General features: G+C 70.9%; 18 protein-coding genes and 1 rRNA gene. 8 read left to right on the forward strand and 11 right to left on the reverse strand.

Features of this window, described 5'->3' with window-relative positions; all coding sequences use genetic code 11:
• Positions 1-68: 68 nt before the first annotated feature.
• Both ACZ4IF_RS06040 and ACZ4IF_RS06045 read right to left on the reverse strand, forming a co-directional pair.
• Positions 69-734 carry an HAD family hydrolase gene (locus ACZ4IF_RS06040; RefSeq protein ID WP_467559869.1) on the reverse strand — a complete coding sequence of 222 codons (666 nt, stop codon included), beginning with the start codon at positions 732-734 and terminating at the stop codon, positions 69-71.
• 70 nt (positions 735-804) lie between these two features.
• Positions 805-1,320 (reverse strand): DUF6912 family protein, encoded by a 516-nt coding sequence (locus ACZ4IF_RS06045; RefSeq protein WP_467559871.1) that lies wholly within the window; start codon positions 1,318-1,320, stop codon positions 805-807.
• 688 nt (positions 1,321-2,008) lie between these two features.
• Between ACZ4IF_RS06045 and ACZ4IF_RS06050 the strand changes: the two genes are divergently transcribed.
• The gene (locus ACZ4IF_RS06050) at positions 2,009-2,407 is read left to right on the forward strand and encodes an Rv3235 family protein (protein ID WP_467559873.1); all 399 of its coding nucleotides are present in this window, start codon (positions 2,009-2,011) and stop codon (positions 2,405-2,407) included.
• Positions 2,408-2,692: 285 nt separating this feature from the next.
• Here ACZ4IF_RS06050 and secA read toward each other — a convergent pair whose 3' ends face one another.
• Positions 2,693-5,500: a preprotein translocase subunit SecA gene (secA, locus tag ACZ4IF_RS06055; protein ID WP_467559875.1), complete on the reverse strand. Its 2,808-nt coding sequence runs from the start codon at positions 5,498-5,500 to the stop codon at positions 2,693-2,695.
• A 245-nt stretch (positions 5,501-5,745) separates the two neighbouring features.
• Between secA and ACZ4IF_RS06060 the strand changes: the two genes are divergently transcribed.
• Together ACZ4IF_RS06060 and ACZ4IF_RS06065 are read left to right on the forward strand one after the other, a co-directional pair.
• Positions 5,746-6,330 carry a GNAT family N-acetyltransferase gene (locus tag ACZ4IF_RS06060; protein WP_467559877.1) on the forward strand — a complete coding sequence of 195 codons (585 nt, stop codon included), beginning with the start codon at positions 5,746-5,748 and terminating at the stop codon, positions 6,328-6,330.
• 100 nt (positions 6,331-6,430) lie between these two features.
• Positions 6,431-7,654, forward strand: coding sequence for a winged helix-turn-helix domain-containing protein (locus ACZ4IF_RS06065; protein WP_467559879.1), 1,224 nt, complete (start codon positions 6,431-6,433; stop codon positions 7,652-7,654).
• Positions 7,655-7,771: 117 nt separating this feature from the next.
• On the opposite strand, the gene ACZ4IF_RS06070 is transcribed toward ACZ4IF_RS06065, so the two are convergent.
• The 7 genes from ACZ4IF_RS06070 to mtnA form a co-directional block, all read right to left on the reverse strand.
• On the reverse strand, positions 7,772-8,518 hold the full coding sequence (locus ACZ4IF_RS06070) for a response regulator transcription factor (RefSeq protein WP_359491470.1): 747 nt from the start codon (positions 8,516-8,518) through the stop codon (positions 7,772-7,774).
• A gap of 204 nt (positions 8,519-8,722) precedes the next feature.
• Positions 8,723-9,415: a ribosome hibernation-promoting factor, HPF/YfiA family gene (hpf, locus tag ACZ4IF_RS06075; protein ID WP_373557551.1), complete on the reverse strand. Its 693-nt coding sequence runs from the start codon at positions 9,413-9,415 to the stop codon at positions 8,723-8,725.
• A 315-nt stretch (positions 9,416-9,730) separates the two neighbouring features.
• Positions 9,731-10,609, reverse strand: a complete 879-nt coding sequence (locus ACZ4IF_RS06080; protein ID WP_467559881.1) for a ComF family protein — start codon at positions 10,607-10,609, stop codon at positions 9,731-9,733.
• Between the two features lie 356 nt (positions 10,610-10,965).
• Positions 10,966-12,819 (reverse strand): LpqB family beta-propeller domain-containing protein, encoded by a 1,854-nt coding sequence (locus ACZ4IF_RS06085; protein ID WP_467559883.1) that lies wholly within the window; start codon positions 12,817-12,819, stop codon positions 10,966-10,968.
• Positions 12,794-14,878 carry an MtrAB system histidine kinase MtrB gene (gene mtrB, locus ACZ4IF_RS06090; RefSeq protein WP_467559885.1) on the reverse strand — a complete coding sequence of 695 codons (2,085 nt, stop codon included), beginning with the start codon at positions 14,876-14,878 and terminating at the stop codon, positions 12,794-12,796. Before mtrB ends, ACZ4IF_RS06085 begins: the two co-directional genes overlap by 26 nt.
• Position 14,879: 1 nt before the next feature.
• On the reverse strand, positions 14,880-15,569 hold the full coding sequence (gene mtrA / locus ACZ4IF_RS06095; RefSeq protein WP_015659998.1) for a two-component system response regulator MtrA: 690 nt from the start codon (positions 15,567-15,569) through the stop codon (positions 14,880-14,882).
• 8 nt (positions 15,570-15,577) lie between these two features.
• The gene (mtnA, locus tag ACZ4IF_RS06100; protein ID WP_467559887.1) at positions 15,578-16,723 is read right to left on the reverse strand and encodes an S-methyl-5-thioribose-1-phosphate isomerase; all 1,146 of its coding nucleotides are present in this window, start codon (positions 16,721-16,723) and stop codon (positions 15,578-15,580) included.
• 140 nt (positions 16,724-16,863) lie between these two features.
• On the opposite strand from mtnA, the gene ACZ4IF_RS06105 reads away from it, so the two are divergent.
• Genes ACZ4IF_RS06105 through ACZ4IF_RS06125 form a run of 5 tightly spaced genes read left to right on the forward strand, consistent with a single transcriptional unit; the run spans position 16,864 to position 22,465 of the window.
• Positions 16,864-18,228 carry a DUF7847 domain-containing protein gene (locus tag ACZ4IF_RS06105; RefSeq protein ID WP_467559889.1) on the forward strand — a complete coding sequence of 455 codons (1,365 nt, stop codon included), beginning with the start codon at positions 16,864-16,866 and terminating at the stop codon, positions 18,226-18,228.
• 4 nt (positions 18,229-18,232) lie between these two features.
• Complete coding sequence (locus ACZ4IF_RS06110; RefSeq protein ID WP_467559891.1) at positions 18,233-18,979, forward strand: DUF4129 domain-containing protein; 747 nt, start codon at positions 18,233-18,235, stop codon at positions 18,977-18,979.
• Positions 18,976-20,166 carry a DUF4350 domain-containing protein gene (locus tag ACZ4IF_RS06115; RefSeq protein ID WP_467559893.1) on the forward strand — a complete coding sequence of 397 codons (1,191 nt, stop codon included), beginning with the start codon at positions 18,976-18,978 and terminating at the stop codon, positions 20,164-20,166. Before ACZ4IF_RS06110 ends, ACZ4IF_RS06115 begins: the two co-directional genes overlap by 4 nt.
• Complete coding sequence (locus ACZ4IF_RS06120; protein ID WP_095934749.1) at positions 20,166-21,155, forward strand: AAA family ATPase; 990 nt, start codon at positions 20,166-20,168, stop codon at positions 21,153-21,155. Before ACZ4IF_RS06115 ends, ACZ4IF_RS06120 begins: the two co-directional genes overlap by 1 nt.
• Positions 21,155-22,465 (forward strand): DUF58 domain-containing protein, encoded by a 1,311-nt coding sequence (locus ACZ4IF_RS06125; RefSeq protein ID WP_467559895.1) that lies wholly within the window; start codon positions 21,155-21,157, stop codon positions 22,463-22,465. The genes ACZ4IF_RS06120 and ACZ4IF_RS06125 overlap by 1 nt, the downstream gene beginning before the upstream one ends.
• 129 nt (positions 22,466-22,594) lie before the next feature.
• Here the strand turns inward: ACZ4IF_RS06125 and rrf are convergent.
• A 5S ribosomal RNA gene (gene rrf, locus ACZ4IF_RS06130) occupies positions 22,595-22,711 on the reverse strand.
• Positions 22,712-22,869 lie beyond the last annotated feature (158 nt).

The following is a 22,869-nucleotide window of genomic DNA, read 5'->3' on the forward strand; positions in this document are numbered from 1 at the left end:
GTCCTGCGGGGTCCCGACACCCTGACGCCGCCCCTGCGGGCTCCGGCGAGGCCTGCTCCCGGCGCCGGTCAGGCCGCCAGCCGCTGCGCTTCCTCGACGGCCTCGGCCAGGCTGTCCACCACGGGCACGCCGACCTCCTCCAGGCTGGCGCGACTGTGCGAGCCGCCGGTGTAGAGCACGGCCCCCGCACCCACGCTCCGGGCGGCCAGCGCGTCGTCTGCCGCGTCGCCGATCACCACGACGCGGGACGGCTCCACACCCGAGAGCGCACCCACGTGCCGCACCATGTGCTCGGCCTTGCTGCCACCGGACGGTCCGGTCCGCCCGTCGACCCGTATGAAGTGCGACTCGATCCCGAATCCCCGGACCAGCGGGACCAGTTCGTCGTGCACGTACATGCTGAGGATCGACTGGCTGCGCCCCGCCGACCGCCACCCCTGGAGCAGCTCGGTCGCGCCCTCGGTGAGCCCGCACGCGACGCGGTGCTCCGCGTAGTACCGGTGGAAGGTCTCGTCCATGATCTGCCACTCGACGTCCGTGGGCAGCCGGCCCATCAGCCGTTCGTAGAACTTCGGCACCGGTACGCAGTACAGCGCTCGATACCGCTCCAGCGTGATCGGCTCCAGCCCCAGCTCGGCGAAGGCCGCGTTCGTCGCGCCGATGATCGCCTCATTGTCGTGGAACAGCGTGCCGTTCCAGTCCCAGACGATGTGCGCAGCTCCGTGCATCCCCATACCAAGAACGTACCTGCCGCCACTGACATCGCGCCCCCGACCTACCCGAGGGCCGTACCGCGGGCGGGCGTCAGTCGCCCTGCCCCACCAGGTTGGGGATCTCCTGCGTGGCGAACCACAGCAGCTCGTGGTCCTCGGCTCCGTCCACGACGAACTGGGCGTCGTCGTCCCCCATGTCCGCCGCGCCGAGCGCCCGGGCCGCCGCGGCGACGTCCGCCTCCGCGTCGTCCGCGTCGACGTGCACGGCCGCCGCCTTGGCCAGGGTCACGGCCTGGGAGACCCGCACCTCGCCGAGCGCCGCGGGATCGAGCCCCCGGTCGGGGTCGGCGACGGCGGCCCGGTCCGGAACGTCCACAGCGACGACGACCCGCCGCCGTACGGCACCCGGGTCGACGGCGAGCAGCCGCAGCGAGGCCAGCGCGGCACGGCTCAGCGCCGCGTACTCCAGTTCCTCGATGTCCTCGGAGAGATACCACTCGCGCAGCGCGGGCGTCACGGCGTACGCGACGAACGGTCCCGCCGCCAGCTCCCCCGTCTTGTACGCCTCGGCGAGACCGGAGAGGGTCAGGGGGACGTAGACGCGCATGGCTGCCACTTTCGTCGTCGGACTGCGAGGAGGGCGGTCCTCCGGAGAAGGACGTGAACGCCTCCCGAGAGGGCCTTCAGGATACGTGCGGGCGTCCCCTTTCGAGTCCCCGGAGGCACCCTCCACGACGTCCACCCCGGGCCCCCGATTCACCCGGCACTCCCCCGTGCCGACAGGGCCGACGCCCACCGGACGCCCCTGATAGGTGAACCTCCCGGGCCGCCGCGACACGCGCGCCGCTTCGTTGCGAAGGCCTTCCCCCGCCCCGTACAAGATCCCCAGCACGCAAGTTACCGCTCGGTATCGACCGGGCCCCAGCGACCGGGGACGACGCATGAACAAGGTGATGACCAGGACGAAGCGCCACCCGGGCACCCGCCCGCCGGGCCGCCAGGACACCCGCGGGCCGGGGAGCGCGCCGCCCCGGGCGCCGGGTGCGCCCCGCAGGACACCGGGCGGCAGCCCGCCGCCACCGTCGCCGGGCACGGCCACCCTCCCGGCACCGCCGGGCACCGGAAGCCCCCGTCCGACGGCGCCGGGCACGGCCTCCGACACGTCGGCGCCGGGTACGTCCCCACGTACGTCGGAGACGGGCACGTACTCCCGTTCCGTCCCGGCGGTCCGCCCAGGGCCGCGTACGGCGCCCGCTCACGGCCGTACGGCGACGGCGACGGATAAGGACGCCGCGGTGACGGCACCGGGCGGCGACGTGCCTCTCGGCGCGCCCGTCCGCGGCGCTGGACGGACCGCTCCGCAGCCCCGGCCCACGGACCTCTTCGCGGAGCGCCTCGTGGCCGTGCTGAGCGGCCGGCGCCCCGTGCACTGCATGCTGCGCCACACCGTGGGCCGCGCCTACGACGAGCTGGCCTGGCTCGCCGAACGCAGCCCCCTGCGTACCCGCGGCACCCAGCCCGTCGTCCGCGACATCGGCTACTACGTGCCGCGTCGCGGCGCCATCGAGGCGTTCGCCCGGATCGGTGCCGGTGACCAGCTGCGCGCCATGGCCTTCCGCCTGGAACAAGGGCCCGACCTCCGCTGGCGCTGCACCGCGGTCGAACTGGGCGGCCCCCGCATGCCCCACGACTGAGCCCGCCGCACACCCGGTCGCCGCGAAGGGCTCCCTGGCACGGCGAAGGACGGCGCCCAAGGCCGACGCGAAGGGCCGACAGCTCATGCGACGCGAAGAGCCGGCGGCCCAAGGCGGCACGAAGAACCAGTGGCCCTGGACTACGCGAAGAACCAGTGGCCCTGGACGACGCGCAAGCCCGGTGCCCCACGGCAACGCGAGAACCGGCGGCTCCGCGCCACGCGAAGGGCCGGGCACCCCGAGGTGCCCGGCCCTTTCACGCACTGGCGGCGCGCGCGGCGAACATCACTTCCTGCGGCGACGCGCACCCTTCTGCTGCTTGCGGCGCTCCGCGCGCGTGAGGCCGTCGACCTCGGAGCGCACGGGCTCGTCGTCGTGGGTGAAGTCGCCCTCGACGATGCCGCCCTCGCCGTCCACCGTCGGCGCGGAGAAGTGCAGGCGGTCCCGTCGCTGCGGGACGTCGAGGCCCTTGGCACGGATCTCCGGACGCGCACCGGCGGGGACGACGTCCTCCTTGTCGAGGGACGGCGCGGTGTCCTCGACCGGGACCTCCTCGACCTGCTGCTCGACCTGGACCTCCAGGTTGAACAGATAGCCGACGGACTCCTCCTTGATGCCGTCCATCATGGCGCTGAACATGTCGAAGCCCTCGCGCTGGTACTCGACCAGCGGGTCCTTCTGCGCCATGGCGCGCAGGCCGATGCCCTCCTGGAGGTAGTCCATCTCGTAGAGGTGCTCACGCCACTTGCGGTCCAGCACCGACAGCACGACCCGGCGCTCCAGCTCACGCATGATCTCGGAGCCGAGCTGACCCTCGCGGGACTCGTACTGCTCGTGGATGTCGTCCTTGATGGACTCGGAGATGAACTCGGCGGTCAGACCGGCGCGGTCACCGGCCGCCTCCTCCAGCTCGTCGATGGTGACCTTCACCGGGTAGAGCTGCTTGAAGGCGCCCCACAGCCGGTCCAGGTCCCACTCCTCGGCGAAGCCCTCGGCGGTCTCGGCCGCGATGTACGCGTCGATCGTGTCGTCCATGAAGTGCTGGATCTGCTCGTGCAGGTCCTCGCCCTCCAGGACGCGGCGACGCTCGCCGTAGATGACCTCGCGCTGGCGGTTGAGGACCTCGTCGTACTTCAGGACGTTCTTGCGGGTCTCGAAGTTCTGCTGCTCGACCTGCGACTGGGCCGACGCGATCGCGCGCGTGACCATCTTGTTCTCGATCGGCACGTCGTCGGGGACATTGGCCATCGACATGACGCGCTCGACCATCTGCGCCTTGAAGAGCCGCATCAGGTCGTCGCCGAGCGACAGGTAGAAGCGGGACTCGCCCGGGTCGCCCTGACGGCCGCTACGACCGCGCAGCTGGTTGTCGATACGGCGCGACTCGTGCCGCTCGGTGCCGAGGACGTAGAGCCCGCCGAGGTCCTTGACCTCCTGGAACTCGGCCCGCACGGCCTTCTCGGCCCGCTCCAGGGCGTCCGGAAGCGCGGCGGCCCACTCCTCGATGTGCTCCTCCGGGTCGAGGCCGCGCTGGCGCAGCTCCGCCTCGGCGAGGTCGTCGGGGTTGCCGCCGAGCTTGATGTCGGTACCGCGACCGGCCATGTTCGTGGCCACGGTCACGGCGCCCTTGCGGCCGGCCTGGGCGACGATCGTCGCCTCCCGGTCGTGCTGCTTGGCGTTCAGCACTTCGTGCTGGATGCCGCGCTTGCTGAGCTGCTGCGAGAGGTACTCGGACTTCTCGACGGACGTCGTGCCGACGAGGATCGGCTGACCCTTCTCGTGCTTCTCGGCGATGTCGTCGACCACCGCGTCGAACTTGGCGACCTCGGTGCGGTAGATCAGGTCGGACTGGTCCTTGCGGACCATCGGCTTGTTGGTCGGGATCGGGACGACGCCGAGCTTGTAGATCTGGTGGAACTCGGCGGCCTCGGTCATCGCCGTACCGGTCATGCCGGAGAGCTTGTTGTAGAGGCGGAAGAAGTTCTGCAGGGTGATCGTGGCGAGCGTCTGGTTCTCGTCCTTGATGTCCACCCCTTCCTTCGCCTCGATCGCCTGGTGCATGCCCTCGTTGTAGCGGCGGCCGGCGAGGATACGGCCGGTGTGCTCGTCGACGATCATGACTTCGCCGTCGATGACGACGTAGTCCTTGTCCTTCTTGAAGAGTTCCTTGGCCTTGATGGCGTTGTTCAGGTAACCGACGAGCGGTGTGTTCACCGACTCGTAGAGGTTGTCGATGCCCAGCCAGTCCTCGACCTTGGAGACGCCGGACTCGTGGATGGCGACGGTGCGCTTCTTCTCGTCGACCTCGTAGTCGCCGGTCTCCTCGATGCCCTTGAGGGGGTTGCCGGCCTCGCCCTTCTTGAGGCGGATGACCAGCTTGGCGAAGTCGCCGTACCACTTGGTGGCCTGGTCGGCCGGGCCGGAGATGATCAGCGGCGTACGGGCCTCGTCGACGAGGATCGAGTCGACCTCGTCGACCACCGCGAAGTTGTGGCCGCGCTGCACCAGTTCGTCCTGCGACCACGCCATGTTGTCGCGGAGGTAGTCGAAGCCGAACTCGTTGTTCGTGCCGTAGGTGATGTCGCACGCGTACTGCTCACGGCGCTGGGCCGGCGTCATGTTGGCGAGGATGCAACCGACGGTCAGGCCCAGGAACTTGTGGACGCGGCCCATCATCTCGGAGTCGCGCTCGGCCAGGTAGTCGTTGACCGTGATCAGGTGGACGCCTTCTCCGGAGAGGGCGTTCAGATACGTGGGCAGCGTGCCGACGAGCGTCTTGCCCTCACCGGTCTTCATCTCGGCGACGTAGCCGAGGTGGAGCGCGGCGCCGCCCATCAGCTGCACGTCGTAGTGACGCTGGCCCAGGACGCGCTTGGCCGCCTCGCGGACGGTCGCGAACGCCTCGGGCAGCAGGTCGTCGAGGCTTTCGCCGTCGGCGTACCGCTGCTTGTACTCATCGGTGAGGGCCCGCAGCTCGGCGTCGGAGAGGTCGACGAAGTCCTCTTCGATGGAGTTGACCTGGTCCGCGATGCGGTGCAGCTTGCGCAGGATCTTGCCTTCGCCTGCACGCATGATCTTCGAGAGGACGGACACGGGGGTTTGTCTCCTTGCCGGTCGGGCCTGGGACGGTCGGTTTCACTGACACTTACAAATCACAGCTTGAGCAACGGCCATCGTAAGCGAGGACCACACCGCGCCGGGAGGTCTGCCCGCGACAGCCACTAGGACAACGGACGAGGGTTGCCGAAGGTGCCGTGTCCACGCGTCGAAAAGTAACCGGCCGCTCACTCACGGCAAAGGGATGGCGCCCCTCCGGCCTTCCCGAGCAGAATCGCCCGATGGACCCCGTCACCCTGACCACCGACCGTCTCGTGCTGCGCGCCGTGGGCCCGCACGACACCGACGCCGTGTACGAGGCCGCCCAGGATCCGGACATCCAGCGCTGGACCACCCTTCCGTCGCCGTATCTGCGCGAGCACGCGGCGGGCTTCACCGACCAGATGGTGCCGGACGGCTGGGCGGACGGCTCCATGTTCACCTTCGGGATCTTCCTCCGCTCCGGCGAGCTGGTGGGCATGCTCGGCATCACGATGCGTTCCCTCGGCGTCGGCGAGGTCGGTTTCTGGGCGACCAAGGAGCACCGCGGCCACGGCTACATCACCGAGGCCACCGTCGCCGCCTCCCGCTGGGCCTTCACGGATCTGTCCGTCGACCGTGTCGAATGGCGCGCCGAGGTCGGCAACACCGGCTCCCGCGCCGTCGCCGAGCGCGCCGGCTTCGTCATCGAGGGCACCCTCCGCTCCGCCATCAACAACAAGGGCGTACGGCGCAACTGCTGGGTCGGCTCGTTGCTCCCCTCGGACCTGGGCCTGCCCTCGACGGCCCCGTACCTGCCGGCCCCCGACCGTCCGTCGGAGGCCTGAGAGCCGGCGCGGCCCGGCGCCCCTCGGCCTGCTCGGCCTGCTCGGCCCCAGGTGAGCGGGCTCGGGGCCCACTGTCAGTGGCACCGCCTACCGTGTGGGCATGACGAGCCTCCCGCGTCCCACCGCAGAACTCTCCGCCGACGAAGCCCGCCGCATCGCCCTGCGGGCCCAGGGCTTCCTGGGAGCGCCGGACCGCAGGTCCGGCGTCCGCGGAGTCCTGCGGCACCTGGGCGCGGTCCAGCTCGACACCATCTCCGTGCTCGCCCGCTCCCACGAGCTCGTGCCGTACGCCCGTCTCGGCGCCGTGGGCCGCAAGACGGTCGACTCGGCCTACTGGACGGGCACGCACGCTTTCGAGTACTGGTCGCACGCCGCCTGCATCCTCCCCGTCGAGGAGTGGCCCCACTTCGCCTTCCGCCGCCGCGCCTACCGCTCGCGCCCGCACTGGAACCACGCCCTGCCGGACGGCACCTACGACCAGGTGATCAAGCAGCTCCGGGCGGAAGGCCCGCTCACCGCCACGGATCTGGGCGGCGCGAAGAAGACCAGCGAGTGGTGGGACTGGTCGGGCACCAAGGTCGCCGTCGAACGCGCGCTGATGTACGGCGAGGTGGTGTGCACGGAGCGGCGCGGCTGGAAGCGGGTGTACGACCTCGCGGAGCGCGCCATCCCGGACGAGCTGCTGCACGACGAGCTGGACGACGCGGAGTGCCTGCGCCGTCTCGTCCGTCTCGCGGGCCAGTCCCTCGGCGTCGGCACGCGCGCGGACATCGCCGACTACCACCGCCTCAAGGGCGAGCAGGTCGACGCGGTGATCGCGGACTCGGGCCTGGTCCCGGTGAAGGTGGAGGGCTGGGGCAAGCCGGTGCAGGGCAGGAGCGGCGCGAGCCAGGCCGGCCGGACGGCGGCGGACGCGTGGGCGGACCCGGCGGCCCTGGAGACGGCCCCGCGCGGCCGCCACCGCACCACGCTGCTGTCGCCGTTCGACTCGCTCATCTGGGAACGGGCGCGCACCGAGCGGATCTTCGGCTTCACCCACCGCCTGGAGGCGTACACGCCCAAACCGAAGCGGGTGTACGGCTATTTCGCGATGCCGGTGCTCGCCGGTGGCCGTCTGGTCGGCCGTGTGGACCCCGCCCGGGAGGGCCGCACCCTGGTCGCCAAGCAGGTCGGCCTCGACGGCCCCAAGGCCGTCCCCGCGGTGGCGCAGGCCCTGGTGGAGGCGGCAAGCTGGGTCGACTGCACGGACGTACGGGTGGAGCGGGTGGACTCTCCGGAGCTGCGCGAGCCGCTCACCCGGGAGCTGGCGCGCGCCCTGGGATGACAGGGAGCCGCCCCGTGTGATCACGGCGGGCCGTGGCGGGTCCCGGTGGCTCCGCCGGGACCGGGGCCGGTCAGGCGGTCACGCGGTCACGCGGTCACGCCCTCATCGGTCACGCGGTCAGCGGATTTCGAGGATCTTCTCCCGCATCGCGTACACCACGGCCTCCATCCGGGAGTGCAGCTGGAGCTTCTCCAGGATGTTGCGCACGTGGTTCTTGACCGTGTTCTCGGAGATGAACAACTCCTTGGCGATGTCCCGGTTGTTCATTCCCGTGGCGACGAGCTTGAGCACCTCCAGCTCACGGTCGGTGAGCCGTGGTGCGGGCACCAGGCGGCGCTCGTCGGTGCGCTGGATCATCGACTTGAACTCGGTGAGGAGTTTCGACGCCATCGAGGGACTGATCTGCGACTGGCCGTCGGCCACCGCACGAATGGCCGTGGCCACTTCGTCCGTGGAGATCTCCTTGAGGAGATAGCCCGTGGCGCCCGCCTTGATGGCGTCGTAGAGGTCGGCCTCTTCGTCACTGATCGTCAGCATGATGATTTTCGCGCTGGGGGCGACCTCCTTGATGGAGGTGCACGCCTCGATGCCGCCGCGCTTCGGCATCCGCACGTCCATGAGCACGATGTCGGGCAGCAGGTCGGCCGCCTTGTCGACCGCCTCCGCCCCGTCGCCCGCCTCGCCGACGACCTGGATGTCCTCCTCGGCCGCGAGCACGATCTCCAGACCGCGGCGGAAGAGGGCGTGATCGTCCACGACGAGGACCCGGATGGGCTCCTTGCGCGAAGAGCCCGTGTCCGGGCCCATGCCGACCACGCCGTCGTCGGCGTCGTCGTCACGCATCGGTCCGAAGCTGTCCGCCATCGTTCCTCCCCCTGAAGGCCGTGGCCTGTGTTCCTGTGCCATCGCCAACCCAAGGCAACGGCCCACCGGTTGGGCCGGTGCGGCCATGATTCCATGCCCGGACGACAGTGCGGTGACGGAGCGGTGCTCCAAGTGGTCGCACACCGGTGCCCCTGGGGGCGCACACACGCTCCAGGGGCACCGGCTCAGCTGTCACCGGGAGGGTCAGCCGCCGAGCGCACCGCCCGGCGCGTCCGCTCCGGCCTGCGTGACCATGGGGTCCGTGCTGAGGTGGATGACGCCGTAGTCGTACGCGTGCCGTCGGTAGACGACACTGGGCTCCTTCGTCTCGGAGTCGACGAAGAGGTAGAAGTCGTGCCCGACCAGCTCCATCTCGTAGAGCGCCTGGTCGAGCGTCATCGGGGCGGCCACGTGGGTCTTCTCGCGGACGACGAGGGGGCCTTCGCCCATGACCTCGAGCGAGCCGATCTTCTTGGTCGGCACACTGTCCGGTTCCTCCTCGCGGACGACGCTCCCGTTCCCGTTCAGCGTCGCGGCACCGGGGACGTGGTCGGCGACCTCCGCTGCCGAGATCCTGCCGTTGCCACGGCGGGTGTAGCGCTTGTCGTGCTGCTTGCGCAACCGTGCCTCGAGTTTGTCCGCCGCCAGATCGAGTGCTGCATACGGGTCGCTCGCCGCTGCCTCCGCCCGGATCACCGGACCGCGAGAGCGGAGGGTGATCTCCACTCGGTCGCAACGGTCGGCCTGTCGGGGGTTGGGCTCCTTGGACACCTCGACGTCGAGGCTGATCACCTTGCCGTCGAGCTTCTGGATCTTCTCCAGCTTCAGCTTCTCGGCCACGTGCTTGCGGAACCGCTCGGGCACCTCGGTCTTGCGGCCCTTGACGACGATGTCCACGCAGAACTCCGTTCCCGGATAGCTCCGCTCCACTGGCGGAGCATCTCCCTTTTGCACCCGGCTCCGGTGTCTCCCGGAACCTCGGACTCGGTGACTTTCACCTCCTCCTCCCCCATGGGCAAGATCTCCACCCCACCGATGCGGGTGATTGCCGGAAACCCGCAGCACGGCGTTCGGATTAGCGAGGTCCGGCCTGCGCCATTGCCTCACAACCGAACATATCTCGCCCGGACGGATGTCGTCACCCTCTACTGCGGCGTACCTCCGTTCAGGTGAATTGACCGTCTCATTACCTGCAACGATGCAAGTTCTCTGTCAGTTCCGGTTTATTTCGAAGGCGTCCGGTGACGCCGCGATCACGGCCGCGCAGGTCGTGTCGGTCCTCCCGTCCATGACTTCGCCAGTACCCGCCCTTGCCCGAATCACTTCCGTCAGATCCGCCCCGTCCTCCTCTTCACCCACTTGCCGTACGGCCGATCGAGCCATCCGGACGGCGCGTGCCGCCTCCGTCAACGAGGCGCCCGTCGTCATCAGGTCGTCCACGAGCACCACCGGCCCGCCGTCCACCAGCAGCCGCGCGCCTCCGGCGGCCACCTCCAGGGCGCCCGCGAGATTGTCCAGCCGCTGGCGGGAATTGAGTCCCGCCTGGTCGGCCACGGCGCGCCGCTGCCGCAGCACGGCCGCCACCCTGGCCGGTGTCCCCGTGCGCCGCAGTTCGCCCGCCGCCGCGAGCGCGATCCGGCGCACCGGATCGTGTCCCCGGGCCCGCACGGCCCGCCGTGACGACGGCACGGGGACGAGGAGCAGCGGCCCGGCTCCCGCGTCGCACGTTTGCCCCTTCCTGCCCCTGAGCCGCCCCTCCGCAGCCGTGCGGCGCGCGCCCGGACCAGCACGTCGCGCGCAGCCCTGCCCTACCCGTACGGCCCCCGCCAGGGCCGCTCCGAGCGGAGCCGCGAGCGCCAGAGCGCCCCTTTCCTTGTGGGCGAGCAACGCCGCCCGCACTTCGTCCTCGTAGGGAGCCGCCGCGTGCACCACGGGCAGCCCGCACGGCTCCGGCACCGGTCGCACCCGGCGCGGTGCGGCCCCGGTCAGGACGGCACGGCACTCCGGGCAGAGCACCGTACGAGGCCGTCCGCAGCCTCCGCACTCGGCCGGCAGCACCAGGTCGGTGAGGTCCTGCCACCACCCCCGCATGACCACCACTGTGCCAATACGGGGACTTACCGGCCACCCCTGTGGACAACTCCCTGTGGACAACGCACGCGGGCGTCGGCGGCGGCCACCCGGGAGCTCGGTGCACGCCGTACGAGCCCGAGCACCCGTACGGCACCGGGCCTGCCGGTGTGCGGCTGAGGAGCGTGGCCTGCCGGCCGGTGCGCGTCTTGGCGCAGACATGCCGACGCACGCCGCCGGGCGGAGGCCCGGCGGCTTGGCCCGTGGTCGGACAAAGGCCCGTCGGCGTGGCACGCGGTCGGAGGGAGGTCCGTCGGCGTGGCACACCGCCGGGCGGACGCCCGGCGGCTTGGCGCGCGGTCCGGCGAGAGGTACCCCTATCCGGGATAGACCGGCGCCGTCCCGTCCTTCACGACCTTCTGCCACTGCTCCCCGGACGAGAGCCGCACGATGCCGTCCTCCTCCGAGTGCGCCACCAGCGGCAGCCGCTCGTCCTCGGACGCGGCGATCTCCTTGACGCCCGTCAGCGTCGAGGGCGCCGTGCCCACCGGGGCGGACCCGTCCACCTGGACGTACCGCATCTGCTGGACGCCGTCCTGCTCGCGTCCGATCACCACGAGCCGGCTGTCCCCGGCCCACGACATCGCTGTGACCTCCTCCAGCTGAGGCGCCACCGAGCGGGGTTCGAGGATGGACACGGTCGGCTGGTCACCGCTGGTGTCCCGGACGATGCGCCCGATCTGCAGCGAGCTCTTCCCGTCCTTCTCGACGATCAACGCGATCCGCACCCCGTCGGCTGCCACGCGCACCGCCTCGACGCGCCCGTCGAGGCTCGGTGTCTCGACCGTCAGCGGCTCGCCCTCGCCCTTGCGCAGCAGAAGCAGCCGGGGCTTCTTCGGGTCGCGGTCGGCCACCCACAGGTCGCCCCGTCCGTCCCAGCTGGGCGTCGTCAGCCGGTCGTCCTCCGTGCGGCCCGCGCTGTGCAGCACCGCCTCACCGAGCGAACCGCCCGACACGAGCGACCCGACGTACAGGGAACTCCCGTCGGTCGACACCCCTGCCGCGCTGCTCTCGTCCCGCGACACGGCCGCCGCCCGCAGCTTCTTGTCGCCCTCGCCGAGCGCGCCCGGCACCGGTTCGGGCTTCTTGTCGCCGTTGGGCATCCGCACGAGCCGCTGCTTGTCGTCGATGAAGTACTGGTACTCGGGGCGGTGAGCCGTGCCGTGCGAGGCGACGGTCCCGGCCTGGTTCTCCGTGAGCACGCACAGCTGCGATCCGTCCGACTTCTGCAGTTCCACCTCGTCCACACCGGTGGGCGTCAGGTCCTGGAAGGTGAAAAGGAGTTGGGCGGCCATCCTGGTGCACTGGGACCGTCCGACATGATCCGCCTTGTGGTTCAGCGGCACGGTGACCCTGTTGCGGTCGTCGGGCGACAGCGACTTGACGCCCTTCTTCAGCTCCGTGCCCGAGGGGAAGCTCGACCTGACGACCGGGTCCAGCCAGCGCGTGGGGCCCTTCAGGAGCGCCCGGACCATCTGGGTCATCGGGTCCACCTGCTCGCGCACGTAGACCGGGTCGGCGACGGTCCCGAGCGGGCCGCCGGCCCCGGAGTTCGAGTTCGACGTGTAGTAGTACTTGTTGATCGACACGTAGTTGCGCTGGAAGTCGGACTTGCCCATCACCACGCCCTGCGGCAGCCCGTCGATGCGCCACTGCTTGGTGTCCTTCAGCCGCGTGAGGTGCACCGTCTTGCTGTAGGCGCCGGAGTCGGGCGAGTACGCGTGCTGCCCGTCCACCGTGGCGACCTTGCTGCCGCTGAGCCGGTACAGGGAGTTGCCGTCGGCGCCGTCACGGTTTCCGGCGTTGCCCGACTCGGGGTTCGGCGCGTCCGTCAGTACGGTCGTGGACCGGTACGGGTCCCACGCCTTGCCGGCGCTCTCCGTCAGGTACTTGCGCGCCGTCTCGTACTTCGCGTCGTCGCTCGTCAGCGCCTCGAGGAAGCCCTGCACGATCTCCGCGGGCTGGGCGTCGTCCCTGGGCGGCATCGCGTAGACGCGGACCTGCGAGTCCTGCCTCGGCGTGGACTCGACGCCGCGCAGATCCCCGCTGTCCGGCATCGACGCGCACCCGGCCAGCAGCAGGGCACCACAGCAGGCATACGCCCCCACCCGAACCGGACGTCGACGACCACCGCTCCCCTCGCGGTCAACGCCCACGAAATGCCTCCCCATGCCCGAGTTCCTCCGGCTCTGCGCCGTCCCGCCCCCGCTCCTGCCCGGTCCGCTCGCCGTCCGTCGGCGCGTCGTCCTGGCGCCGCACCGATCCGGACGGCCTCGGCACCACCCGTGAGCCGCTGCCTGGCAGCGCCGTCGGGTCGGCCGTGGGCGACGCCCCGGCCATGCGCGGCACGATCGGGCCCCGCGACGGTGCCGCGGACGACGCGCTTCCGCCCGCCTGCTGCTGCACCGGCACCGTGGCCAGCTTGCCGCTGCCGCCGAGCGGCAGACCTGCGTCGTTGAGTCCCCGGTTGCGCCGCGAGTCCTTGGGCTCCAGCGGTATCGGCGACCCCCTGAGCGGTTCGTCCGCGGTCCGCGGCAGTGTCAGCCGGAACTGCGAACCGCCGCCCGGCTCGCCCCACGCCTGGAGCCAGCCGCCGTGCAGCCGCGCGTCCTCAAGGGCGATGGACAGGCCGAGGCCCGTTCCGCCGGTGGTACGCGCGCGTGCCGGGTCGGCCCGCCAGAAGCGGCTGAAGACCCGGGTCGCCTCGCCGGGCTTGAGCCCGACGCCGTAGTCGCGGACGGCGATCGCGACCGCCCCGCCCGCCGAGGCGAGCTTGACGATCACGTCCTTGCCGTCGCCGTGCTCCACGGCGTTGACGACGAGGTTGCGCAGCACCCGCTCCACACGCCGGGCGTCCGCCTCGGCGACCACCGGCTGCAGGTCGCCTACGACGCGTATGTGCGTGCCCTTGCGCTCGGCGAGCGGCTCGGCACCGCTGACCACGCGGCGGACGACCTCCCTGAGGTCTATCGGCTCGGCCTCCAGCGCCGCCGCACCCGCGTCGAACCGACTGATCTCCAGCAGGTCCGCGAGCAGCGACTCGAACCGGTCCAGCTGGTCGGCCAGCAGTTCCGCGGACCTCGCCGTCACCGGGTCGAAGTCCACCCGCGCCTCGTGGATGACGTCGGCCGCCATCCGGACGGTGGTCAGCGGCGTACGCAGCTCGTGCGACACGTCGGACACGAACCGCCGCTGCATCCGCGACAGGTCCTCCAGCTGCTGGATCTTCAGCTGCAGGTTCTGGGCCATCTTGTTGAAGGCTTCACCGAGGCGTGCGATGTCGTCCTCGCCGGTGACCTTCATACGTTCCTGGAGGCGCCCCGCGGACAGCCGCTCGGCGATCCCGGCGGCCATCCGCACCGGCGTGACGACCTGGCGCACCACGAGCCACGCGATCGCCCCGAGGAGCACCACGACGAACAGACCTGCCGTCGCCAGCGTCCCCTTGACCAGGCTCAGCGACTTCTCCTCCTGCGTCAGCGGGAAGAGGTAGTAGAGCTGGTACGGGTCTCCGTTCGGGTCGTTGACCTGCTTGCCGATGACCAGTGCCGGCTGCGACGGCCTGCCGTCCTTGTAGACGACACGCGTATAGCTCTGGGCCGCGAGCGTGTTGCTGTCCAGCCGCTCGCGCAGGGACGTCGGCACGCTCACCGTCGGATCGACGTCGCCCGAGTAGCGCGGGCCCAGTCCCGCACCGCCGCCGGCCGCGCTGGAGCTGAGCGTCACCACGTCGAAAGCGCCCTGGCCACCACTGGACAGGGACACCACGAGGTCGCTCATCCACTGGCCGACGTTCTTCGACGGACGGCCGTCCGCACTCGAGCCGTCGTCACCATCGGCCGTCACCGCGGCGTCGGCCTTCTGCTTGGCCACCGAGAAACCACCCGTGGCCTGGCTCTGCGACGCCTTCACCTTGGCGTCCAGCAGGCCGTTGCGGACCTGCCCGATGACGACGAAGCCGAGCAGCAGCACGACACCGAGCGACATCAGCAGCGTCGTGACGACGATCTTGAGCTGGATGTTGCGCCGCCACAGCCGCATCACGGGCAGCAGCGGACGACGCACCCAGCGCATGAACAACCGAAGGACCGGGCTGCCCTGGACTCCGCCCTGCAGCAGCCCGCCCTCCATGAACCGTCCCCAGCGGGAGCCCGTCATCTTCCGGCCGACAGGCCGCCCCGAACGGACCCCCGACTCGCCGGGCGCCGAAGCGGCACTGTCCCGGGACATGTCAGCTCGGTCCGGCCTTGTAACCGACACCACGGACGGTCACCACGATCTCCGGCCGCTCCGGGTCCTTCTCGACCTTGGAGCGCAGCCGCTGTACGTGCACGTTGACCAGGCGGGTGTCCGCCGCGTGGCGGTAGCCCCACACCTGCTCCAGCAGGACCTCACGGGTGAACACCTGCCACGGCTTGCGGGCCAGCGCCACCAGGAGGTCGAACTCCAGCGGCGTCAGCGCGATCGACTGGCCGTCCCGCTTCACAGAGTGACCGGCGACGTCGATGACGAGGTCACCGATGGCCAGCTGCTCGGGCGCCGGCTCCTCCGAACGGCGCAGCCGCGCCCTGATCCGTGCCACCAGCTCCTTCGGCTTGAACGGCTTCACGATGTAGTCGTCGGCACCCGACTCGAGGCCGACCACCACATCGACGGTGTCGCTCTTCGCCGTGAGCATCACGATCGGCACCCCGGACTCCGCCCTGATCAGGCGGCACACCTCGATGCCGTCCCGGCCGGGCAGCATCAGGTCCAGAAGCACCAGATCGGGCTTGGTCTCACGGAAAGCGGCCAGCGCCTTGTCGCCGTCGGCTACGAAAGACGGCTCAAAACCTTCGCCACGCAACACGATGCCGAGCATCTCGGCCAGTGCGGTGTCGTCATCGACGACAAGGACTCGTCCCTTCATAAACGACATCATCCCATTAACTAAATCGTTACCTGGCGTGACCTGTCACACAGCTCAGCAAGCGCCTCAGCCGTCACGGGCGACACGACGCCCTCTTCGGTGACGATCGCCGTCACCAACTCGGGCGGCGTCACGTCGAACGCCGGGTTGTACGCCTGGGTCCCCAGGGGTGCCACCGGCATCCCGCCTCCCGCTTCCACTCCCGCCACCGGCACCAGTGGTGCTGTGACCTCAGTCACTTCATGACCGGCGCGCTGCTCGACCTCGATGGATGCTCCGTCCGGGGTGTCCGGATCCACCGTTGTCAGCGGCGCCACCACGATGAACGGCACATGGTGATACCGCGCCAGCACCGCGAGCGGATAGCTCCCCACCTTGTTCGCCACCGAACCGTCGGCCGCGATCCGGTCGGCACCGATCAGTACCGCGTCCACCTCGCCCGCCGCGAACAGCGACCCCGCCGCATTGTCCGTGAGCAAGGTGTACGCCATCTCGTTGCGCGCCGCCTCGTACGCCGTCAGGCGAGCACCTTGCAGCAACGGACGCGTTTCGTCCACCCACAGCCGTCGCAGCTTCCCTGTCCGGTGCGCCGCGAGCGCCACCGCGAACGCCGTCCCCTCCCCACCGGACACCAGCGCACCGGTGTTGCAGTGCGTCAGGATCCGGTGCCCGCCACCCGGCAGCAGCTCGTCGAGCAGCGCCAGCCCGTGCGCGGCCATCCGCCCGCTGGCCTCGGCGTCCTCCTGGTGCAGCGCCCGCGCCGCGGCGAGCGCCGCCGCGGCGGCCTGCTCCTGATCACCGCCGCCGACGAGCGCGGCCCGGTACGCGGCCTGAGCCCGGCGCACTCCGACGGCGAGGTTCACCGCCGTGGGCCGCGCCCCGGCCAGCGCCGCGGCTGCCTCGTCCACGTCGAAGCCGCGCGAGGCGGCGAGCGCGACGCCGTACGCCCCGGCGATGCCCAGCAGCGGCGCCCCACGCACGGCGAGCGTGCGGATCGCCTCCACCAGGGCGGGAGCGTCGGTGCACACCCGCTCGACTTCTTCGGCCGGCAGTCTCGTCTGGTCGAGAAGCACCAGTACGGGGCCTTCGGGGGGCTCGTCCCAGCGGATCGCGGGTATCTCCGTCGACCCGCTGTCCTCGCGGGATTGCGCGTACTGATCAGCCATCCGCCCAGTCTGCCCCGTACCGGGCGGACAATTGAAGGTGTGCAGCCCATACGGCGGCCGGTCCCTTGCAGAGCGCACCGTGGCACGATGGCTGCCAAGCTGCCGCCGCGACCGCGGACGGGCACCGTGAAGGAGCGACGATGAACGACACTCCGGGCTGGGCCTCGCCCGGATCTGCCCCCTCCGACGGGCAGGAGCCGGATTCCTCCGGCACCACGCAGCCCACGGACAAGCCCTCGGACCAAGGCGGCACGGACCAGCCGGAGCAGCCCTCGAAGTGGTCCAAGGAGCAGCCCCCGCCCGGCCAGTGGTCCGCTCCCAGCCCGCAGGGCCCAGGCCAGGCCACACCTCCGCCACCGTCGCCCGCACAGGGCTGGGGTGGACGGCCCCCCGCCGGAACCGGCGGCCACGGAGGCCAGGGCGGCGGGTACGGCGGCTGGGGAGGCCCCGGCCGCGGAGCCGGCGGCCCCGGCGGTCCCGCCGGCTGGGGAGGCAACTGGGGCGGTCCGCCTCCCGCCGCCAAGCCCGGCGTGATCCCGCTGCGCCCCCTCGGCGTCGGCGAGATCCTCGACGGCGCGGTCTCCACGATGCGCGCCTACTGGCGCACCGTCCTCGGCATCTCGCTCGCCGTCGCCGTCGTCACCGAGATCGCGGTCATCCTGCTCCAGGGCTTCGTCCTGGACGACAACACCGACACGGACGTCCTCAACGACCCGAGCGCCACGGTCGGCGAGCTGAGCCGTGCCCTCGGCGACACCCTGCTGAGCTCCGGTGTCGTCCTGCTCATCACGCTGCTCGGCACCATCGTCGCCACGGCGCTGCTCACGTCCGTGACCAGCCGCGCGGTACTGGGCAAGCCGGTGACGACGGCCGAGGCGTGGCACGACGCCCGCCCTCAGCTGCCGAAGCTGTTCGGCCTGACCTTCCTGCTGCCGCTCATCGCCCTCGTGGTCGTCGGCGTCGGCACGCTGCCCGGTCTGCTCGCCGCCCTGGCCGGCGCGGGCGACGCGGGCACCGCACTCGCCGTCCTCGGCGGACTGGGCATGGGCGTCGTCGCCCTCTGGCTGATGATCCGTTTCTCGCTCGCCTCTCCCGCGCTGATGCTGGAGAAGCAGAGCATCGTGAAGTCGATGCGCCGCTCCTCGAAGCTCGTGCGCGGCTCCTGGTGGCGGGTCTTCGGCATTCAGCTGCTCGCCACGATCATCGCGAACATCGTGGCGTCGATCGTCGTGATCCCCTTCGCAATCCTCGCCGCCGCGCTCAGCGGCGACGGCATGAGCAGCTTCCTCGACAGCAGTGGCGGGAACCTCGGCTGGACGTTCCTCATCGTCAGCGGCATCGGCTCGGTGATCGGGTCCATGCTGACCTTCCCGATCACGGCCGGCGTCACCGTCCTCCTCTACATCGACCAGCGCATCCGCCGCGAGGCTCTCGACCTCGACCTGGCCCGCGCCGCCGGCGTCGAGAACTACGGCGGCTCGACCGGCACCACTTCGGGGAGCTGATGCGGTGAGCCCGGTGGGGGGAGTTCTCACTGCGGTGCTCGCGCTGCCGCACACCGGCGCCGCCGGCGTCCTCGCGCTGCCGCGCGGCGACGAACCACCGGTGACGACGCCTCGCGATCCCGCGCGGGAGGCGGCCAGACGCGAGCTGTCCAAGCGGATGTACCACGAGAACGACCCCAGCCTGCTCCAGCGTGCCCTGAACGCCTTCTGGAAGTGGGTCGACGAACTGTTCAGTGCCGCCTCCTCGGCGACACCCGGCGGAGCACTCGGACTGGCCGTCATCCTGCTGGCGGTGGTCGCGGTCGCGGCTGCCCTGTGGTGGCGCCTGGGCACCCCCCGCCGCACCCCCACGTCGTCCGCCACGCTCTTCGACGACCGCCCCAAGAGCGCCGCGGAGCACCGGGCCGCCGCCGAGGCGCACGCCGCCCAGGGCCACTGGAACCAGGCCGTCCAGGAGCGGATGCGCGCCATCGTCCGCTCCCTGGAGGAACGCGCCCTCCTCGAACCGCGCCCCGGCCGCACGGCGGACGAGGCAGCCGCGGAAGCGAGCCGCGCCCTGCCGGCCCACACGGACCGACTGCGCTCCGCGGCCAGGGACTTCGACGACGTCACATACGGCGGCAGGGCAGCCGACACGCGCGTGTACCACCGCCTCACCGAACTCGACGGCGAGCTGGAACGCACCAAGCCCGTCCTCACGAGCAGCGCGCAGAGCACGGCCCACAACGACCGCCAGGGGGCCGCCTCATGACGGAGGCCACCCTGCCGTCCACCTCGGTGTCGCCCACCGCCCGCCAGGTGTGGACACGCGGCCGGGGCATCCTGCTCGCCGCCGTGCTCCTGTTGGCCGCCGCGATCGCGATCGCCGTGGTCCGCTCGGACGCCCAGCACGGCCGCCTCGATCCACGCTCCGCCGATCCCTACGGCAGTCGCGCCGTCGCCGAACTCCTCGCCGACCGGGGTGTCTCCACGCGCGTGGTCACCACCCTGGACGAGGCCCGAGCGGCGGCCGATGCCGACACCACCCTCCTGATCGCCGCCCCCGACCTGCTGACCGAACGTCAGCAGAGGCTCCTGCACGCGACGACAGCGAACTCCGGCGGCCGCACGGTCCTCGTCTCCCCTGGATCGCCCTCCGTCGGCACCCTGGCCCCCCAGGTCAGCGCCGACCCCGCGGTCAGCTTCGACTCGACGCTCTCCCCCGACTGCGCCCTGCCCGCGGCCGGACGAGCGGGCAGCGCCGACACGGGCGGCGTCCGCTACACCACGCCCGCCCCCGACGCCGACAGGTGCTACCCCAGCGACGGCCTGCCCACGCTGCTGCGCATCCCGGCGGCCTCCGGGAGCGGCGACACCGTCGTCCTCGGCGCCCCAGACATCTTCTACAACGATCGCCTCGACGAGCAGGGCAACGCTTCGCTCGCCCTCCAACTGCTGGGTTCCCGCTCCCACTTGGTCTGGTACCTCCCCTCGCTCTCCGACGACTCGGCCACCGACACCGGCGACCGGGGCTTCTTCGACCTGCTCCCCTCCGGCTGGCTGTGGGGCACACTGCAACTCTTCATCGCGGCAGCCCTGGCCGCCCTCTGGCGAGCACGACGACTGGGCCCCCTCGTGCCCGAACGACTCCCCGTCGCGATCCGCGCCTCCGAAACCGTCGAAGGCCGCGCCCGCCTCTACCGCAAGGCCGACGCCCGCGACCGTGCCGCGACGGCCCTGCGCTCCACCACGCGCACCCGTCTCGCCCCCCTCGTGGGAGTGCCCCCCGCTCAGGCGCACGCGCCCGAAGCCCTGCTCCCCGCCCTGTCCGCCCACCTCCAGGGCGACGGACAGTCCCTGCACCCCCTCCTCTTCGGGCCGCCGCCCCACGACGACGCGGCCCTCGTCTCCCTCGCCGACCAACTCGACGCCCTCGAAAGAGAGGTACGCCGTTCATGATGGACCCGACCACTGACAACGCCGGGTACGCCGGGGATCCGGGCACCGCCCGCACCTCCCTGGAATCCCTGCGGGCCGAGATCGCCAAAGCCGTGGTCGGCCAGGACCCCGCCGTGACCGGCCTCGTCGTCGCCCTCCTCTGCCGCGGACACGTTCTACTTGAAGGAGTCCCCGGGGTCGCCAAAACGTTGCTCGTCCGCGCCCTGGCATCCGCACTCGACCTCGACACCAAGCGGGTCCAGTTCACCCCGGACCTGATGCCCAGCGACGTCACCGGATCCCTGGTCTACGACGCCCGCACCGCCGAGTTCTCCTTCCAGCCCGGCCCGGTCTTCACCAACCTCCTCCTGGCCGACGAGATCAACCGCACCCCGCCCAAGACACAGTCGTCCCTCCTCGAAGCGATGGAGGAACGCCAGGTCACGGTCGACGGCACCCCGCGTCCGCTCCCCGACCCGTTCCTCGTCGCCGCGACCCAGAACCCCGTCGAGTACGAGGGCACCTACCCTCTCCCCGAAGCCCAACTGGACCGCTTCCTCCTCAAACTGACGATCCCTCTCCCGTCGCGCCAGGACGAGATCGACGTCCTCACCCGTCACGCCGAGGGCTTCAACCCGCGCGACCTGCGCGCCGCCGGCGTACGCCCCGTGGCGGGCCCCGCGGATCTGGAAGCCGCGCGGACCGCCGTCGCCAAGACCGCCGTCTCCCCCGAGATCACCGGCTACGTGGTGGACATCTGCCGCGCCACCCGCGAGTCGCCGTCCCTCACCCTCGGTGTGTCCCCCCGTGGCGCGACCGCCCTCCTCGCCACCGCCCGCGCCTGGGCCTGGCTGACCGGCCGCGACTACGTCATCCCCGACGACGTGAAGGCCTTGGCCCTGCCCACCCTCCGCCACCGCATCCAACTGCGCCCCGAAGCGGAGATGGAGGGCGTCACGGCCGACTCCGTCATCAACGCGATCCTCGCCCACGTCCCCGTCCCCCGCTGATGGCACTCACCGGACGCACCGCCCTCCTGGCGGCCATCGGCTCACTGCCCGTCGGCATCCTGGAGCCGAGCTGGTTGGGCATCCTCGCCGTGAACGCGCCGCTGGCCCTGGCCTGCGCCTGCGACGCCGCACTGGCGGCACCCGTACGGCGTCTCGGCCTGACCCGCTCGGGCGACACCTCCGTACGCCTCGGCGAGACAGCGGACGTCACGCTCACCGTCACCAACCCGTCCGGTCGCCCCTTGCGTGCCCGCCTCCGTGACGCATGGCCGCCGAGCAGCTGGGAGCCCGGCACCGAGACGGCCGCCTCGCGTCACCGTCTCACCGTCCCGCCCGGCGAGCGACGCCGTCTGACGACCCGTCTGCGCCCCACCCGACGTGGTGACCGCCAGGCCGACCGCGTCACGATCCGCTCGTACGGCCCTCTTGGTCTCTACGCGCGACAGGGCAGCCACCGGGTCCCGTGGACCGTGCGCGTCCTGCCGCCCTTCACCAGCCGCAAGCACCTGCCGTCCAAACTGGCCCGGCTCCGCGAGCTCGACGGCCGCACGAGCGTGCTGACCCGTGGCGAAGGCACGGAGTTCGACAGCCTTCGCGAATACGTTCCCGGCGACGACACCCGTTCCATCGACTGGCGCGCCACGGCCCGGCATTCCACGGTCGCCGTCCGTACCTGGCGTCCCGAACGCGACCGGCACATCCTTCTGGTTCTCGACACGGGCCGCACCTCCGCCGGCCGGGTCGGCGACGCACCGCGCCTGGACGCCTCCATGGACGCGGCTCTCCTCCTCGCGGCCCTGGCGTCCCGCGCCGGCGACCGCGTGGACCTCCTCGCATACGACCGCCGGGTTCGTGCGCTCGTCCAGGGCCGCGCATCCGGCGAGCTTCTCCCGTCCCTGGTCAACGCGATGTCGACCCTGGAACCGGAACTCGTCGAGACCGACGCCCGCGGCCTCACCGCCACGGCATTGCGTACGGCTCCTCGCCGTTCCCTGATCGTCCTGCTGACGAGCCTCGACGCGGCCCCCATCGAGGAGGGCCTCCTCCCGGTGCTCTCACGCCTCACCCAGCGCCATACGGTCCTGGTGGCCTCCGTGGCAGATCCGTACGTCGCCCGAATGGCGGCGTCGAGGGGAAATCCCGAGGCGGTGTACGCGGCTGCGTCCGCGGCTCAGGCCCAGGCGGAGCGCCATCGCACCGCGGAGCAGCTGCAACGCCACGGTGTCACCGTCGTCGATGCTCCCCCGGAAGACCTCGCCCCGGCTCTCGCCGACGCCTATCTGGCGCTCAAGGCAGCCGGCCGGCTCTGACCGCACAACAAAAAAGGGCCCCTCGATCCGAGGGGCCCACTGCAATTCAGGAAGCCACTGCAAGAAGTCACCGTAAACGCAGAAAGCCCCCGTACCGGTATCCCGGTACGGGGGCTTTCTTCAAAATTAGTTCGGCGGCGTCCTACTCTCCCACAGGGTCCCCCCTGCAGTACCATCGGCGCTGTAAGGCTTAGCTTCCGGGTTCGGAATGTAACCGGGCGTTTCCCTCACGCTATGACCACCGAAACACTATGAAACTGTCAACCGCACCGTACGTGACCTGTACGGGGTTGTTCGTGGTTTCAGAACCAACACAGTGGACGCGAGCAACTGAGGACAAGCCCTCGGCCTATTAGTACCAGTCACCTCCACGCCTTACGGCGCTTCCAGATCTGGCCTATCAA

It is taken from the genome of Streptomyces sp. NPDC025784 (genome assembly GCF_055558435.1).

What these genes read in the sequence shown, in the direction of transcription:
- ACZ4IF_RS06040 (WP_467559869.1), bottom strand. Translation starts at nt 734, where the DNA reads ATGGGGATGCACGGAGCTGCGCACATCGTCTGGGACTGGAACGGCACG.
- ACZ4IF_RS06045 (WP_467559871.1), bottom strand. Translation starts at nt 1,320, where the DNA reads ATGCGCGTCTACGTCCCCCTGACCCTCTCCGGTCTCGCCGAGGCGTAC.
- ACZ4IF_RS06060 (WP_467559877.1), top strand. Translation starts at nt 5,746, where the DNA reads ATGGACCCCGTCACCCTGACCACCGACCGTCTCGTGCTGCGCGCCGTG.
- ACZ4IF_RS06065 (WP_467559879.1), top strand. Translation starts at nt 6,431, where the DNA reads ATGACGAGCCTCCCGCGTCCCACCGCAGAACTCTCCGCCGACGAAGCC.
- ACZ4IF_RS06070 (WP_359491470.1), bottom strand. Translation starts at nt 8,518, where the DNA reads ATGGCGGACAGCTTCGGACCGATGCGTGACGACGACGCCGACGACGGC.
- ACZ4IF_RS06080 (WP_467559881.1), bottom strand. Translation starts at nt 10,609, where the DNA reads ATGCGGGGGTGGTGGCAGGACCTCACCGACCTGGTGCTGCCGGCCGAG.
- ACZ4IF_RS06085 (WP_467559883.1), bottom strand. Translation starts at nt 12,819, where the DNA reads ATGGGGAGGCATTTCGTGGGCGTTGACCGCGAGGGGAGCGGTGGTCGT.
- mtrB (WP_467559885.1), bottom strand. Translation starts at nt 14,878, where the DNA reads ATGTCCCGGGACAGTGCCGCTTCGGCGCCCGGCGAGTCGGGGGTCCGT.
- mtrA (WP_015659998.1), bottom strand. Translation starts at nt 15,569, where the DNA reads ATGATGTCGTTTATGAAGGGACGAGTCCTTGTCGTCGATGACGACACC.
- mtnA (WP_467559887.1), bottom strand. Translation starts at nt 16,723, where the DNA reads ATGGCTGATCAGTACGCGCAATCCCGCGAGGACAGCGGGTCGACGGAG.
- ACZ4IF_RS06105 (WP_467559889.1), top strand. Translation starts at nt 16,864, where the DNA reads ATGAACGACACTCCGGGCTGGGCCTCGCCCGGATCTGCCCCCTCCGAC.
- ACZ4IF_RS06115 (WP_467559893.1), top strand. Translation starts at nt 18,976, where the DNA reads ATGACGGAGGCCACCCTGCCGTCCACCTCGGTGTCGCCCACCGCCCGC.
- ACZ4IF_RS06120 (WP_095934749.1), top strand. Translation starts at nt 20,166, where the DNA reads ATGGACCCGACCACTGACAACGCCGGGTACGCCGGGGATCCGGGCACC.
- ACZ4IF_RS06125 (WP_467559895.1), top strand. Translation starts at nt 21,155, where the DNA reads ATGGCACTCACCGGACGCACCGCCCTCCTGGCGGCCATCGGCTCACTG.